Here is a 15,100-nt window from a genome sequence, read left to right as displayed (position 1 = left end):
ATCAATTATCCCTCCAATCCTTCGATGGTGTTATCCCACATCTGAGTATGCTGCCAGGCGTTATATAGTGTGAGCTTAAATTTCCAATCACCACTATCTACAAGCGACTGTGATTGACGCTCAAGATGGTACAGCTTTTCAGTACCGAGAAGATAATTTTGATAACCTGCATCGATCAGCTTTAAACATAGGTCGGAGTCTTCAAAATCACCCAAAATATAATCAGTACTAAAACCACCGACCTGGTTGAACTTTGCCTTTTGAACCATAAGGCAGGCAGCAGTAACCGTTGAAATGGCTTGGCAACCGATTTGAGGCATAGCCCATTCAGGAAGTCCTTTACCGGGATGTTCATTTAACCAAATATCTTTGTATTCAGAGCTTTTGGTGAAAGACATCCCATTATGCTGGATAGAGCCATCCTCAAAAATGAGCTTGACACCCATGGCTCCGGCGTGGTCACAGTTACCATAAGCTTCGAGCATTCTACCCAACCACCCGGCTTCGGTAGGCAACACATCGGAATTTAACAGTAATAGCGTTTCTGCTTTTGCGAAACGCGCGCCAAGATTGTTAGCACCAGCATACCCAAGGTTTGAACCGCAGTTAACCAACTTAAAGCTAATTGGAAAAAGCTGCTCAACATCGTGGCACAGTTTCAGAAGAGGGGCTTCTAATGTTGGATCATCCAATACATAAATCAGTTCAACATCATCGAAATCACTGTCGCTAACAAACTGGGCGATTTGATGAAGGACAAAGTCATAGCGACCATAAAGTGGCACGATTACTGAGCAACGTGGATTCGAAATTGGCTTGCCAAATTCTGTGACCCTTACGGTATCAACTTCAGGCTGTGAGAGACGTTGCTGCCATACACGCTGCAATGCGGGATGAATATGTCTTTCAAAGACTTTTCCGAGCGAAGGGTCACTAGGCTCAACATGGCTAAGTATAATCTTTGTTGCCTCTATCTCTCGACCCGAATAACACTTAGGAGAGGCTTTGACTTTAGCTACCTTACCATATCGGTCAAATACCAATAGTGAGAGATCTTTCGCTTCTATTTCCAACTCCATAAAGCTACAGAATCCTGCAAGATAGTTATCAGGCATATGAGGGAATGCCTTGTTAACATCCGCACGTTTAAAGTAGCAAAGGTCATGGAGCAAGTTATTACTTAATCTACTTCCACCGCAAAGGTGAATCGCAGATATCTCTCCGTTAATATCATCTATCCAGCCACTGACGAAGCAGCCTTTTTCAAAACCTATGGCGATATCAACATGAACTTTAACATTCAATTCTGAGATGTTTTTTAGACGAGTACTAAGCTCTTCAAAATAGCTATTCCCTAACTTTTTGCAAAGTTTTGCCTTAGTCTCGGACACATTATTCTCACTGGCCTCTGCCAAAGAATAAGTTAACTCTTCAAAGTTGGTTTTTTTTGAAATAAAGGGCAGAGTAAGTTGTTTCTGACCAGAGTTCAACCTAATTTCAAGATTTTCGTTTGAATCTGAGTCCAGTTCACATAACAGAACAAACCCAAGATATTCTGTATCATCAGAGAATTTCAAGCTTTTTAATACATCATGTCTTTCGACCCTGTCAAACTCTAGCACCCTCATACTCGCGCCATTTACGCGATTAACACTTACTTCAACAGAAGACTTGTTTTCTAAGTCCGCTGCCCACCCTCTAAGAATACAAAAACGCTCTTTGTAGATTCCGCAAAGTTCTACCCAATAACCAAATTCAGTTGACACCGGCCAAACGGGCCTATTCGTAACAGAGGAAGAACTTGAATCTTTGCTTTCAGCTTGTAAGCTTGAAAGCAAAGATTCAACTACAGGTTTATCTATTGCATCTCTGCACAAAGGAATACGTTGTTCGTTGGAACCTGAAGAAAAATGAATAAAAAGCGGTTTATCATCCACCAGTTCCAAGTCACAGGTGATAACAAAACCAATATCGGTCATTTCCTCACTGACAGACATAAAGGCTTTAACATCAGGTCGCGCAGAGCGACGCTCCGCAAGCGTATGCACTAGAGTACCGTTACTTTGTACCACCGATATACTGACGTCGCCAGAGCCGTCAGTTTGAAACACCCAACCGCTTACAATCAGCTTATTTTCAGAGTACTCACCGCTATAATCAATGCAATATTGAAATACCGAACGCTTAGAAACCTCTCCTTCCCTGGAGATAATACGGTTTTTTATTTTTCGAAGGACCATAACGCTGCCCAAAATCCTTTACTTAATCCAATGCCAAACACTTTGAAAATCAATTCAAATAATGAATATAGAAATCAGTGTCTAATAAAATAGCTTACTCTTCAGGTTTCCCGTACTGCTGAGTTAGCCAGTTCAGATAACTGCCATCCATTACTGCTTTCCACCAAGTATCATTGCTGAGATACCATTCGATGGTCTTCGCAATACCGGATTCAAATGACTCGTAAGGCTTATAACCCAGTTCAGCATTAGTCTTGCGGGCGTCTATTGCATACCGACGATCGTGGCCAGCACGATCAGCCACATAAGTGATCAATGACTCAGCTTTACCAGCAGTTGCTGCCTTGGCTTCCGGATATTTTTCGGCCAGTACCGGGCGAGTGGCAAAAGCCTTATTCATCAGACGGCAGATTTCATTGACGATGTCGATATTGGCCCACTCATTGTGCCCACCAATATTGTAGTTTTCGCCTACCTGACCCTTTTCCAGCACCAACTCGATACCGCGGGCATGATCTTCTACGTACAACCAATCCCGAATCTGCTGACCATCGCCGTAAATGGGCAATGCCTTGTCATGCAGAATATTGGTTAACACTAGCGGGATAAGCTTTTCGGGAAAGTGGTACGGGCCGTAATTGTTCGAGCAATTACTGGTGGTAATATTCAAACCATAAGTATGATGGTAAGCGCGTACCAAGTGGTCCGAAGCGGCTTTGCTCGCTGAATAGGGTGAGTTGGGCGCGTATGCCGTATCTTCGGTAAAGGCAGGGTCTTTGGGTCCCAGGGTGCCATACACTTCGTCAGTGGAGACATGGTGGAAACGGTGGCCTTCCTTGTTCAGGCCCTCATCAATCCATACTTTCTTCGCAGCCTTCAGCAGGCTGTAAGTACCGATAATGTTGGTTTCGATAAAGGCATCCGGGCCGGTGATTGAGCGGTCCACGTGAGACTCGGCAGCAAAATGCACCAGCGTATCAACGCTCTCCTCGCGGAGTAGAGACTCAACCAGCACAGTATCGCAGATATCGCCGTGTACAAAGCGGAAGTTAGCGTTGTCGGCAACGGCGTCCAGATTTGCACGGTTGCCCGCATATGTAAGCGCATCCAGTACGATTACTTTGTCATTAGCGTGGTTGCGCATCCAGTAATGAACGAAGTTCGCACCGATAAATCCGGCGCCACCAGTAACCAAAAGGGTTTTGTTTTTCATTGAATGTTTCTATAACTGATTTGAAGAAGAAAGTATCGGCTACAGTCTGGATTACGCTTAGTGTGCGTTAACTTCGTCCAGCATTTGTGACAACTGCTTACGCCAATGGACGGTCTCCATTCCGGAGATAGACTCTGCCAAGGACTTATCAATGACACTAAAGGAGGGGCGAGTTGCCGGTGTTGGGTAAGCAGAGGCCGGAATCGGGCGTACTGGTATCGCCTTGCTCAGCATCCCCTTTTCTATAGCCAACTCTTGAATCGCAATCGCAAAATCATACCAGGAGGCCACGCCAGCATCTGTCCAGTGCAGGGTCATGCACTCGCCTTTGCCTTCTACCTGAGTATTAAGCCCACCGTTGAGCAACTTTTCAGACAGGTTCCAGCACAAAAGAGCCAGTCCTCGAGCCCAGGTCGGGGTACCTACCTGATCATAAATAATGCCAAGCTGCTCTTTCTCAGCCATCAACCGCAGCATGGTTTTGACGAAGTTATTGCCAAACGTCGAATAGACCCAGGCGGTACGGATGATCACCGCATCGGGACCAAGCACTTCTGCAATCTTTTTGTCGCCTGCTAGCTTGGAGGCTCCGTAGACATTCAATGGGTTGGGTTTGTCGTCCGGTTGATAGGGCGTATTTCTACTGCCGTCAAAAACGAAGTCAGTAGACACATGCACCAATTTCGCCCCAACCTCGCGACAGGCCAGAGCCAGATGTTCACTGCCCGCCTCATTCACCGCATAGGCCAGTTCGACTTCCTCTTCGGCCCGATCAACCGCAGTGTAGGCCGCAGCGTTAATCACGGCATCAGGACGTTCCTTTTGAATCCGAGCCATTACCGCTTCCTTGTCGGTAATATCCAGCTCTTTGGCCGAAAGGCAGAGCAACTCAATGTTTTCAGGACAAGTCTGTGCCAGTTCCCATGCCAACTGACCACCACTTCCTGTTACCAATACCCTTGTCACCATATCCATCCCTGTTAAAACTTAGGTGCGTCGTCAAAGCAAAAGCCCTGAGCATCTTTCTCGGAAAGAGAGGGCTCATAGCTTTCTTCAATAGGCCAATTGATGTTGACCTTAGGGTCATCCCAGCGCAGTGAGGCTTCGGCATTCGGGTTGTAAACGTCAGTGCACTTGTAGACAAACTCTGCTTCTTCCGACATCACATAGAAGCCATGAGCAAACCCTTCCGGCACCCACAGTTGACGCTTGTTATGTTCGGAAAGTTCGACCCCGACCCATTTGCCGAAAGTGGGAGAATCACGGCGCATATCCACAGCAACATCAAACACCGATCCACGGACAACTCGAACCAGCTTTCCCTGAGTGTTTTCAGTTTGGTAGTGTAAGCCCCGCAGTACACCTTTGGCAGACTTACTGTGGTTCTCCTGAACAAACTCTCGCGGTGCACAGTGCTCGTTAAACAGCTCAGTGCGAAAAGTTTCCATAAAGAAGCCCCGCTCATCACCAAATACTTTGGGTTCAATGATGACGACGTCTTCGATATCTGTTTTTATAAATTTCATAGATTCTTTTCGACAGCGATTAAAGTTAAAAGACTTTGTTATTCAATACTTCCATCAGATATTGTCCATACCCACTTTTAACCAGCGGTCCGGCCAGGTCTCGCAACTGCTCTTTGGAAATAAAACCCATACGGAAAGCCACCTCTTCAGGGCAGCACACTTTCAAGCCCTGACGTTTTTCGATGGTCTCAATAAATTCCGCCGCCTGCAGTAAGCTGTCATGTGTGCCGGTATCCAGCCAGGCGGTTCCACGACCCATCACCTCGACGTCCAACTCATTTCGGTTGAGGTACGCGTCAATCACATCAGTGATCTCGAGCTCGCCACGTGCAGAGGGTTTTACCTGCTTAGCAAACTCCACCACCCGATTGTCGAAGAAATAGAGCCCCGGAACCGCATAGTTAGATTTGGGCTGCTGAGGTTTTTCTTCAATGGATACGGCACGGCGCTCATCGTCAAACTCGACCACACCATAGGCTTTCGGGTCAGCGACATGGTAGCCAAAGATTGTGGCGCCTTCCTGCTTGCTCGCTGCACGCCGCAAGGAGGCAGACAGGTCATGGCCATAGAACAGGTTGTCACCAAGAATCAGCGCAACCTCATCGTCACCGATAAACTCTTCAGCCAGCAAGAATGCCTGTGCCAGACCATCGGGAGAGGGTTGTTCAATGTACTCAAACTGAACCCCCCAGTCGGAGCCATCTCCAAGCAGTTCGCGAAAACGCGGGAGTTCCTCAGGGGTAGAGATAATGGCGATCTCCCGGATGCCGGCTACCATCAGCGTAGAGATGGGATAATAGATCATCGGCTTATCGTAAACCGCCATCAGCTGCTTGCTAACCACTTTGGTCAAGGGGTAAAGACGAGTACCAGAACCACCAGCCAATACAATTCCTTTGCGTTTGGCTTCGTAGGGAGTCATTTTATTCATAAATTACTCTATTTCTTTATTTCAATTCTTTCACGGTTGCCAGAATAATTCTGCCAATGCCAAACAGCATCATCAGGACAACAGAAAACAGCAAGATATTATAAGTGCTTTGCGGATATTGATTATCTTCAGGCAGAGTTGAAGACTCCACCGTCATTAAATATTTGAGCTTGCGATACGCTTCCACTCGAGACTTTTCCAACGAAACCTCTGAAGCGGTGTAGGCTTGCAGCGCCAGTTCAAGCTCAATCTTCAATGAAGCATATTTCGCTAAAACTTCACTCACCGAATAACCGGTATCCCCAGGTATCGCAAGATGGCTATCGCCACCATTCCCCTGTTGCAAGGACAAGCGTCCACGCTCAACTTCTAGCTGTGCCTCCAACGCTCGTATCTGACTCTGAATAACCAGTACTTGAGGCGCATCAGTGCTCATGATTGAGAGCAGGGATTTCAGTTCTGCTTTCTTAGTGGCTAGCTGAGCTTCCAGACCATAAGTGATCTGCTGAAGTGCCATCCCTTCAGCTTCTGGGTCGAGTAGATTAAACTGCTGTTGGAAACCCAGCAACTCGCGCTTGGCTTTTTCGAGACGTTGCTCAACTAAACGATGTTCACCTTTTATGAACTCCAGTTGCGCCTCAGCCAGTTGGTGTCCCAGAGAGTTGATATACCACTCAGCGCGTTCAACTATTGCCTGACTCAGGTGTTTGGCAAACTCTGCGTCAAAGCCCTGAGTTTTTACCGTAATGACGTTAGACTTTTCATCAATCTCCACCACGGTGTGGTTCTGGTAAAAACGCAGAAAATCTTCCTGGGTGGACCATCCATTCAATCGGGTAAACATATCCACAGTGCTTTGTGAGTAATGGTCCCGAAGCGAAAGCTTGTCATCCAGATACTTCAGCATATCTTCAGAGGCAATGAAGGCTTTGACCAGTTGCGAGTCTGAAGTAGCGGGGGTGCTCACGCCGAAGCCACTCAGCAAGGCCATCGACATATCCATTGTCGCCATGCCATCCGGCTGCTGAACAATCAATTGAGCTCGGCTTTCATAACGGGGGCTGGCCCAAACCAACTGGTAAAATGCGAACACCAAAATGGGCAGAATTAGTCCAAGGAACCAGGGCGTTTTTGCCTTAGCCATTTTGGGGTGTTCCAGGGCCTTCTGTAGCCGCTGATTCAATACCACCACCCGGCCTGGTCTCCTTTCGCTTGAGCGACTGATGTCGGCTGCAGGTTGTTGTTGCTGCACCAAGCGATTAAGACGCGTTAATTCCGACAGGACTTTAGGGTTGTCCGGCTCCAGGTTTTTAGCGCGCTGTGCAAGCCGGCGGGCAAGAGGCGCATCCTGGTTCTCCAGAGACTTCGCTTTTGCCAGCAGCTTAGCGACAGAGTTCCACTCCTGGGCGCTCATCACTTCCCGGAGTTGGACGAAGCGCTGCTCTACATTTTTGATTGCAGTCTGAGTCATGGTTATAAAGTCTGATAATGGGCAATGCCCTGTTCTAAATCCTGATAAAACGTCAGTTCGCCCTGATGTAGTACCAGAGCACTGTCACAGAACTCGCGCAACTCGCTCATTTCGTGACTGACCATGATCACGTTTGAGTCACGACTCTTCTGGAGTAATGCCTCTTTGGCTTTCTTGCGAAACCTGGCATCACCAACCGACGTCACTTCATCAATCAGGTAGACATCAAAGTCGATGGCGATGGAACAGGCAAAGGCCAGACGTGGCCGCATACCACTCGAGTAGGTACTGACCGGCAGATCGTATTTTTTCCCCAGTTCAGCGAAATCCTGGACTTTCTCCTCATAGAGGTCGAGATCCGCGACACCGTTGACCATTCCGATAAACCGGGTATTTTCCCGCCCCGTCATCTTGGGGTGGATACCGGTGGCCAGCGCAACAGGCCAGGACAGGTTGAGATCGGTCACTACCCGACCGTGGTTGGGGTACTCACTACCGGCAAGTAAACGAAACAGTGTGGATTTACCCGCTCCATTTGAGCCCAGGATGGCAATATTGTGATCCGAAGGGATCTCAAAACTCAGATTCTTAAAAATATACTGATTGCCAAGTCGGGAGGGGTAATACTTTGTCAGGCATTCAAGTTTTATCATCGGCTAATCGCCTGTTTCCAGCTTGAGAAATACCAACTCAATGCAATGGTCAATACCACCAATGTAAAGCCAAGATAATACTCGTAGCTAACCCCTACCGCACCATAACTGCTATAGACCGCCTGGCGGGATAGTTCGATACCATGAAGTATCGGATTCCAATCAAGGTAGTGCCAATATTCCTTGGAGATGTCCTGCAAGGAGAAAAACACACCTGAAATAAAGAAGAGGGGCCTTGTCAGTAACTGCTGTACTTTACCGATTTCACTGATATAGCACTGCGCCATGGCAAACATCAGCCCAAGGGACATTGCCAGAATTGCCATAACGAAAAAGTTGAGTATCAACAGCAGTGCGTTGTCCAACCGGATTTCGTAATTAAGAAAGTACATCACGCACCAAATCAGAACGATGACTGCCATCTTAATTAGAGTTTCAAACAGAGCTGCGGCAAATATGGCACTGATAGGCTGAACCTGCCGAAAGGCAAACAGTGCCTTGTTCTTCTTGATGGCCGAGGAGCAACTTTGCAGCATGGTGAGAAACAGCTGAATCATCAGCATGCCATACACCATAAACACGAAGGTGGGCATGGTGTGGGTCTCACCACCGTCCATCCGGCCACGAATAAAGGACAAGATAAAGATGAACGCAAGCGGGCTGATGACAGCCCAGCCTAAACCGAGCTTGTCACTGAACCCTGTCCTGATCTCCCGGATAAACAGGGCAAAGATGACATCTTTCCACACCACCCAATTACTGCGCTTTACAACGGTAGCCATAACACGCTCAGTTGATGGCGACATTCGCAGCGATAGCGATCTGGTAGATGATTTGGGTGATGTCTTTCACCGTCTGCATCACCTTCACATCGACTCGAGGTAACACCAGGATTTGATCTCCTGGTTGCAGTGGCCCCTTAGCATTAGTGTCGACCATGCCGTTGGGATGAATCACCATAATCTGCTCGTAATTGGCACGCTCAGTGTATCCGCCAGCCCAGGCCACATAGTCCTCAATGGTTGCCTCGGGGTTGGCAACCACGGCCTGCGGCATCATAACCTCGCCCCCAATATGAATCAGGTCGGTTTTGGAGGGGATCCACACCACATCGCCCTGCTCCAGCAGGATGTTGGCCACATTACCCTGATCCGCCACCACGACACGGCCCAGAGGTTCAATCAAGCGAGCCCGCTTGGTGAACTCCAGCACCATGCTGGCCTCTTCAGCGCGGATACGTGCCTCACCATCGGAGGAAACCGGTGCCGTAAAGACACTACGTTCCAGACGTTGAAGGGATTGTTCAATCATCTCCTTTTGCTTTTCCGCAACGCTTTTACGTTGAATGTAGACGTTGCTGAAATCCGCCAGATTCGGGTCAACCTCAATGTGCGCCAACAAGTCGTGCAATCGCGTATTGCGTTTAACGGCGAAGTAGGAGGGGCCAAGATAGCTGCCCTGGATCTGAACGTCGAAGACCTGGGCGTGAAGATCGTCATTGAACAGAAGGCGGTCGCCATCACGCAGTTGGTAGTTTTCAAAATCTTTGTAGGGCAGATAGACGGAGAAGGGGCCGTCTTTGCGTGCACCGGCAATGCCAACGTGGCTGACTTTGGCTAAAGGACGGGCATAGTGCGCCAGTTCAGTACCGGAGGCACTGTCATCCTTAAACTCGAAACGGAAGGGGTAGCGCACGGCTCCGGAAACAACAACTGTCGCTTTTTGGCGCTTAACCAGAATGACGTCATTGTCTTTGAAGTTAACCTTGGGCAATACGCCATTCAGCAGGAACTCATACAGGTCAAACTCGGCGATCACCTTGCCACCACGCAGCACCTCGATGCTGCGGTAACTGCCCCGCTCAGAGTCAATGCCTCCTGCCCGCTTCAGGAAAAACAGGGGGCTGTCAGATGCCATACCGGCGTACTGTCCGGGGCGCACCACATTGCCGGTGACGTAAATCGCAACCGGGGTAGCATTGAGCAGGTTAACGTAGATATTGACGTCCCGTTTGTAGACTCGGGAGATCTGCTCGGTAACGTACCGGTTGATTTGGGACGCTTTGACGTTCGCCACCTTCACCGGGCCGATGTTCTGGATAAAGATGTTACCCTGGTTATCCACAGTAACCACTTCACCCTGGTTCACCGCCCCCCAGATCCAGATGCTGATCTTGTCACCCGGCGCAATCAGGTAGTCGTCGTTCAATCCATCAAATCGCTCAGTCTCGTAGCCACCCGCAAACAGGTTCGCGCCATACGGCGGCGGCAACCCCTCTTCCGGTACGGGCAACAACTGGTTTACCCCTGTTTCACCGGGAAGCAGGATCCCGTCGCGAGGCTGCTGCGTGTATTGCTGCGCCTGAGAAGGATTGACCACGTTCGGTTGTGTTAGCGGCATTTGGCTAGTCGGCGGCATCATGCCGGAGGCGTTCATCGCTTCCAACTGCTGAGGCGTGGCCGCCTGAACAATGCCGGTGAAAAATAACAAGGCGACAGAGGCCTTAGCCAGCCATAGTTTTAGTCTCGTCATATCAGTTCGACGCCTCAAAGAATGCTTCAGAGTCCGTCTGATCGGAAATCTCTGGCATCAGCCACCATTGCTGCTGCGACTCACAGACAATGCGCGCCTGCGGTGCCTCGTTCAATTCAGTGTCCACTACATTAACCGCACGACAGGTATCGCCCAATGCAGAGACATAATCTCTGCCCAACAGAATCTGATAGTGCTTGTAGAGGATGGATTGACCGCTATAGGTGCGGCTCAACTGGTCGCTTAACTCGGCAGGCAAAGCTTGGCCGATAACGGCGGCCGCACCACTGCTGACCAGTGGGCGGGATGCACTGACCTGAGGAACCGAAGAGGCACATCCAGTAACGAGAAAGCCCAACCATAAGGCTGGGCCAATTTTTTTCAAAGATTTCAGAATCATCTGACGAGGCTTATTCTGCTTTAAAGTTCAATTGATGCCGACCTGGCGTCGGTACCAAGTCAGGATCTGCCACACATGCTGAATCACCCAGCAGTAGGCAGAAAAAACGGCAAGGAAGGCCAAAAGCATTATGGCTTCAGTAACCTGATAAATTTCGCCCGCCACCCCTATCGCCGCCATAATCAATGAGCCGAGTGAGATGGCAAAGAGCGCTTGCTTAGGCGAGAAACCCATGCGCAGGAAGATGTGATGCAGGTGCTGTCGATCCGCCATAAACGGGCTCTTACCCTGTCGCACCCTGCGGTACATGATGGAAGCCATATCCATCAGCGGAAACGCGATGATCCAGAGCGCCGTCACCGGACGGAAACTGATGTCACTCCCCTGACTACCACACACCAACAACCAGACGATGGTAAATCCAATCACCATCGCGCCCGCATCCCCCATAAAGATTTTCTTGAGGCGACGGTTGGGCCAGCCATTATTAAACATCAGGTAAGCGGCAATGCCCCCGATATAAATAAGCGCCATCAGTTCCCAAGGGTTGCTGTTAAGGTGCATCAACAACGCGATCGTGCCGAGAGAAATGATGCTCAGGCAACCCGCCAGGCCATCAATGCCATCCACCATATTGAACGCATTGATGGCGCCAATCACGGCAATCATGGTGAGGACCGGGCCAAACCAGCCGGTGCTGACCTCTCCCAGTGCGGCCAGGTTACCGACGCTGCTGATGTAGATCTCCGCGCCAAACACCATCATTGCTGAAGCCAGTGCCTGACTGAACAGGCGGTGGGATACCCGCAGGTTGTAGCGATCATCCAGTACCCCGATAAAGAGCATGGTAATCGAAGCCATCAGGTACAGGCGAAGTTGGGTGCTGGCTGGCGCAAACAACAGCAACGACGACATTGCCGACAGAAAGATCGCAATGCCGCCAATCAGAGGGACTTCCCCCTGATGCTCTTTACGGCCACCAGGAGAGTCGACAAGGCCGACACGGATCGCTATCGGCTTACAGGCCCGAATAAACAGGTAGCTGGTTAGAAATGAAAAGGTCATTGGTACGAGACCAAAGCCAGCAAACTCAACCATTCATCACATCCTTGTAACCCCAGTTGCAGTGATGCAAAGGCTTCTCCTCCGTCCCAGACCTAACCGATGTTAAGGCGTTCATCATCATTACTTACACGGTCCGGGGCCTTGCCCAACTGCGGACTGTTTGCGGGTTGTGGTTCAATTTACAGTAGCCAACCAATCTGGATATGCAAGCATTCACTAACTCACAAAGCCATGATTAATAAAGACTGTGGATTTTATGGTAACTGGATTTTGGCACGCTGCCGCCCTTGGGTGTGCTCCCAAAGTGCGAACAGTGGCGTTTTTTCGCCACCCAATACTCCAGATTGACGCTGGGCAGTACTCGGCCCGGCATTCCCCTGCCTCTATCTCAGTTGCTGTCGCTATAGGCGACGGATAGAGAGGTTACCAAGAGCAATATGTTGCTGATTACCCAAAATATTGAGTAGAAGTCGACTTCGCGTGGCGCCATCCGGTTCGCAAAAAACCGCATTAAGGCTGGCGAATGGTCCGTCCAGGATCTCGACTTTATCGCCTGCCTGCGGCAGCTCAGAGATGGTACAGGGCGACTGAGACAGGCGCTGTCTCAACCCGACAACGAGAGAGGTATCCACGGGAACCATCTGGCCATCGGTCCGAACCACAGACGACACACCGGGAACTGAGAGTACAGTCCGGATGGGCGTCTGAAAGGGGTCAAACCGAACAAAGAGATAGTTCGGGAAAAGTGGCACCATCTCCTTGGTGCGCTTGCCTCGTTTGATGCATTCCACCTCCGCTTCCGGGAGGAAGCAGCCTAAATTTCGCTGCTCCAGATGTGCTCGGGCTGTGGCTTCCTTCTTTCCTTTGCAGTAAAGCAAGTACCAACCCAGCATTTAAGCCCACCTTCAAAATCTACAGCATCAAATCCAAACGGTGTTCCATACCGAAGAAGCATAATACCAAGCTGAGTAATGGTCGCAAGCAACGTCCTACTCAAGCGGGCAGATTCTGCGTTCATTTGAATGAATTGTTCTTCAGGTAGTACAGATTCAACACAACTGGGTGAGAGATCTCTTACATCCCCTCAGAATGCCCCGCTTTACGCCTAATTTTCGAACATCCTGGTGATGAAATTGACATCGGATCCACATCGGGATAGAACTTGTGGGTTCACATTCCCCTGTCGGGCATCTGATTCGGTTGTGACGGCAATGCAGTTGGCCTGCGCACTACAGTCCCAACTGCCTTGCCAGATGACGTGTCAATTCCGGATCCGCGCGGCAGAGGGCCATAATAACGACGCAAGGTAATCTACATTCATGAGCGCAAGCAAGCCGGACACCGGTACCTTTCTAGGTCACCCCAAGGGCCTGTTCCTGCTGTTCACCACAGAACTCTGGGAACGATTCAGTTACTACGCCATGCGCGCCATTCTGGTGCTCTATCTGGTTGACCGTGTAAGCACCGAAGGGGGCGGCGGCCTGGGTTGGACCCAAGCAGACGCCCTCTCTTTGTATGGCACCTTTACCGGCCTGGTTTACCTCACTCCGCTGATTGGTGGTTGGCTGGCTGACAACGTATTGGGTCAGCGTAAAGCCATCATGATCGGTGGTGCCATGATGGCCATCGGTCAGTTCCTTTTGGGTACGCCCCATACCTGGATCCCAGGCATGGAAACCACCGTGTTCTACCTCGGTCTGGGTGTGCTGATTCTGGGTAACGGTCTGTTCAAGCCGAACATCTCCACCATGGTGGGTGACCTGTACCAGGAAGGCGACCACCGCCGTGACGGTGCATTCACCATCTTCTACATGGGCATCAACGTGGGTGCCGCTCTGTCCGGCTTCCTGGTGGCCTGGGCCTACAAGGCCTTTGGTAGCACTCAGATCATCGACGGCGCTGAAGTGTTCGTGAATGACTGGCAGGCCGGTTTCATTCTGGCCGGTATCGGTATGCTGATCTCCCTGGTTATCCAGGCCGTCTGGGCTCAGCGTCTGCTGGGTGACATCGGTACAGTTCCGGCTGCCAAGCAGGATCTGGCCAACAAGCAGAGCGCCAAGAAAGAGCCGCTGACCGCGCAAGAGCGTGACCGCATCAAAGTGATCATGGTGATGGGTCTGTTCACCATCATCTTCTGGGCTGGCTTCGAGCAAGCTGGTGGTCTGATGAACCTGTTCACCAACGAGTTTACCGACCGCTCTCTGGGCGGCTGGGAAGTTCCGACCACCTGGTTCCAGTCTCTGAACGCCATCTTCATCGTAATCTTCGCGCCGGTAATCGCCTCCCTGTGGGTACGCATGGGCGACCGTGAGCCGAACTCCCCGGTGAAGTTTGCTCTGGGTCTGTTCCTGCTGGCCGTGGGCTTCGTATTTATGATCGGTGCCGTGGTTGAGATGGGTGGTGACCCGACTGCCAAGTCCTCCATGTGGTGGCTGGTGGGTGCCTACTTCTTCCACACCATGGGTGAGCTGTGTCTGTCTCCGATTGGTCTGTCCATGGTGACCAAGCTGGCTCCGCTGCGCATCGCCTCCCTGATGATGGGTGCCTGGTTCCTGTTCATTGCTGCTGCGAACAAGATCGCCGGTGTTGTTGGCTCCTTTATCGGCCACGGTGGTGAGAAGGAAGAGCAGCTGGCGAACGCCCTGTCCATCTTCGGTGGCATCGCGATTACCGCTGCCATCTCCGGTGTGATCCTGTACTTCATGGCCGACAAGCTGGTTGATTGGATGCACGGTGCCGAAGGCCCGCACACCAAGACCGAAGAGCAAGCGCTGGAAGAGGAAGTGGCCGTCACTGCCGACCACGAAGCCATGCCGCGCTCCTAATCGAACGCCATAATAAAAGCCCGGGCCAGTACCCGGGCTTTTTTGTGTCTGCAGAGAATGAACGTAGCGTGGGCTTCGAGCCCACGGGCCATTGGATATCCAATGCACCTATGCCGTGGTTCGCCGTGGGCTATAAGCCCACGGGCCCTTGGATATTCAATGCACCAAAGCCATAGCGCGCCGTGGGCTGAAAGCCCACGCTACAAGAGCACGGGCCATTGGAAGTTCAGAGCACCAATACCGT

General features: G+C 50.5%; 13 protein-coding genes. 1 reads left to right on the top strand and 12 read right to left on the bottom strand.

The genetic code is table 11. The annotated features are described in order from the left end of the window. Positions 1–5: 5 nt before the first annotated feature. The 12 genes from KUV52_RS08995 to rfaH all read right to left on the bottom strand — a co-directional run bounded on the left by KUV52_RS08995 (position 6) and on the right by rfaH (position 12,924). Positions 6–2,240 (bottom strand): glycosyltransferase family 2 protein, encoded by a 2,235-nt coding sequence (locus KUV52_RS08995; protein ID WP_222525608.1) that lies wholly within the window; start codon positions 2,238–2,240, stop codon positions 6–8. Between the two features lie 94 nt (positions 2,241–2,334). Further along, positions 2,335–3,453, bottom strand: a complete 1,119-nt coding sequence (gene rfbB / locus KUV52_RS08990; protein ID WP_222525607.1) for a dTDP-glucose 4,6-dehydratase — start codon at positions 3,451–3,453, stop codon at positions 2,335–2,337. 57 nt (positions 3,454–3,510) lie between these two features. Further along, positions 3,511–4,422, bottom strand: coding sequence for a dTDP-4-dehydrorhamnose reductase (gene rfbD, locus KUV52_RS08985; RefSeq protein WP_222525606.1), 912 nt, complete (start codon positions 4,420–4,422; stop codon positions 3,511–3,513). An 11-nt stretch (positions 4,423–4,433) separates the two neighbouring features. Beyond that, on the bottom strand, positions 4,434–4,979 hold the full coding sequence (gene rfbC / locus KUV52_RS08980; RefSeq protein ID WP_222525605.1) for a dTDP-4-dehydrorhamnose 3,5-epimerase: 546 nt from the start codon (positions 4,977–4,979) through the stop codon (positions 4,434–4,436). A 25-nt stretch (positions 4,980–5,004) separates the two neighbouring features. Continuing rightward, complete coding sequence (rfbA, locus tag KUV52_RS08975; protein ID WP_222525604.1) at positions 5,005–5,910, bottom strand: glucose-1-phosphate thymidylyltransferase RfbA; 906 nt, start codon at positions 5,908–5,910, stop codon at positions 5,005–5,007. Between the two features lie 16 nt (positions 5,911–5,926). Then, a complete protein-coding gene (locus tag KUV52_RS08970; RefSeq protein WP_222525603.1) occupies positions 5,927–7,381 on the bottom strand; it encodes a lipopolysaccharide biosynthesis protein in 1,455 nt (484 codons plus the stop codon). Positions 7,382–7,383: 2 nt separating this feature from the next. After that, complete coding sequence (locus KUV52_RS08965; protein WP_222525602.1) at positions 7,384–8,034, bottom strand: ABC transporter ATP-binding protein; 651 nt, start codon at positions 8,032–8,034, stop codon at positions 7,384–7,386. Further along, positions 8,031–8,816: an ABC transporter permease gene (locus KUV52_RS08960; RefSeq protein ID WP_222525601.1), complete on the bottom strand. Its 786-nt coding sequence runs from the start codon at positions 8,814–8,816 to the stop codon at positions 8,031–8,033. Before KUV52_RS08960 ends, KUV52_RS08965 begins: the two co-directional genes overlap by 4 nt. A gap of 7 nt (positions 8,817–8,823) precedes the next feature. Next, the gene (locus tag KUV52_RS08955; RefSeq protein ID WP_261389946.1) at positions 8,824–10,566 is read right to left on the bottom strand and encodes a polysaccharide biosynthesis/export family protein; all 1,743 of its coding nucleotides are present in this window, start codon (positions 10,564–10,566) and stop codon (positions 8,824–8,826) included. Position 10,567: 1 nt separating this feature from the next. Then, entirely contained in the window at positions 10,568–10,966 is a 399-nt protein-coding gene (locus KUV52_RS08950) for a hypothetical protein (protein ID WP_222525600.1), read from the bottom strand. A 27-nt stretch (positions 10,967–10,993) separates the two neighbouring features. Then, positions 10,994–12,064: a UDP-N-acetylglucosamine--undecaprenyl-phosphate N-acetylglucosaminephosphotransferase gene (gene wecA / locus KUV52_RS08945; protein WP_222525599.1), complete on the bottom strand. Its 1,071-nt coding sequence runs from the start codon at positions 12,062–12,064 to the stop codon at positions 10,994–10,996. A gap of 368 nt (positions 12,065–12,432) precedes the next feature. Continuing rightward, positions 12,433–12,924, bottom strand: a complete 492-nt coding sequence (gene rfaH, locus KUV52_RS08940) for a transcription/translation regulatory transformer protein RfaH (protein ID WP_222525598.1) — start codon at positions 12,922–12,924, stop codon at positions 12,433–12,435. A 426-nt stretch (positions 12,925–13,350) separates the two neighbouring features. Here rfaH and KUV52_RS08935 point away from each other — a divergent pair, with 426 nt between their 5' ends. Further along, positions 13,351–14,856, top strand: a complete 1,506-nt coding sequence (locus KUV52_RS08935) for a peptide MFS transporter (RefSeq protein ID WP_222525597.1) — start codon at positions 13,351–13,353, stop codon at positions 14,854–14,856. The last annotated feature ends 244 nt before the right edge of the window (positions 14,857–15,100 follow it).

Origin of the sequence: Ferrimonas balearica (assembly GCF_019802055.1) — a bacterium.
In the GTDB taxonomy this organism is placed as follows: Bacteria; Pseudomonadota; Gammaproteobacteria; order Enterobacterales; family Shewanellaceae; genus Ferrimonas; species Ferrimonas balearica_A.
Note: the sequence above shows the minus strand (reverse complement) of the source record. Positions and strands in the feature narration are given on the sequence as shown.

Bases quoted from the DNA above. Each gene is read 5' to 3' on its own strand.
- KUV52_RS08950 (WP_222525600.1), bottom strand. From the start codon at position 10,966: ATGATTCTGAAATCTTTGAAAAAAATTGGCCCAGCCTTATGGTTGGGC.
- KUV52_RS08965 (WP_222525602.1), bottom strand. From the start codon at position 8,034: ATGATAAAACTTGAATGCCTGACAAAGTATTACCCCTCCCGACTTGGC.
- rfbD (WP_222525606.1), bottom strand. From the start codon at position 4,422: ATGGTGACAAGGGTATTGGTAACAGGAAGTGGTGGTCAGTTGGCATGG.
- KUV52_RS08955 (WP_261389946.1), bottom strand. From the start codon at position 10,566: ATGACGAGACTAAAACTATGGCTGGCTAAGGCCTCTGTCGCCTTGTTA.
- rfbA (WP_222525604.1), bottom strand. From the start codon at position 5,910: ATGAATAAAATGACTCCCTACGAAGCCAAACGCAAAGGAATTGTATTG.
- rfbB (WP_222525607.1), bottom strand. From the start codon at position 3,453: ATGAAAAACAAAACCCTTTTGGTTACTGGTGGCGCCGGATTTATCGGT.
- wecA (WP_222525599.1), bottom strand. From the start codon at position 12,064: ATGGTTGAGTTTGCTGGCTTTGGTCTCGTACCAATGACCTTTTCATTT.
- KUV52_RS08960 (WP_222525601.1), bottom strand. From the start codon at position 8,816: ATGGCTACCGTTGTAAAGCGCAGTAATTGGGTGGTGTGGAAAGATGTC.
- rfbC (WP_222525605.1), bottom strand. From the start codon at position 4,979: ATGAAATTTATAAAAACAGATATCGAAGACGTCGTCATCATTGAACCC.
- KUV52_RS08935 (WP_222525597.1), top strand. From the start codon at position 13,351: ATGAGCGCAAGCAAGCCGGACACCGGTACCTTTCTAGGTCACCCCAAG.
- rfaH (WP_222525598.1), bottom strand. From the start codon at position 12,924: ATGCTGGGTTGGTACTTGCTTTACTGCAAAGGAAAGAAGGAAGCCACA.
- KUV52_RS08995 (WP_222525608.1), bottom strand. From the start codon at position 2,240: ATGGTCCTTCGAAAAATAAAAAACCGTATTATCTCCAGGGAAGGAGAG.
- KUV52_RS08970 (WP_222525603.1), bottom strand. From the start codon at position 7,381: ATGACTCAGACTGCAATCAAAAATGTAGAGCAGCGCTTCGTCCAACTC.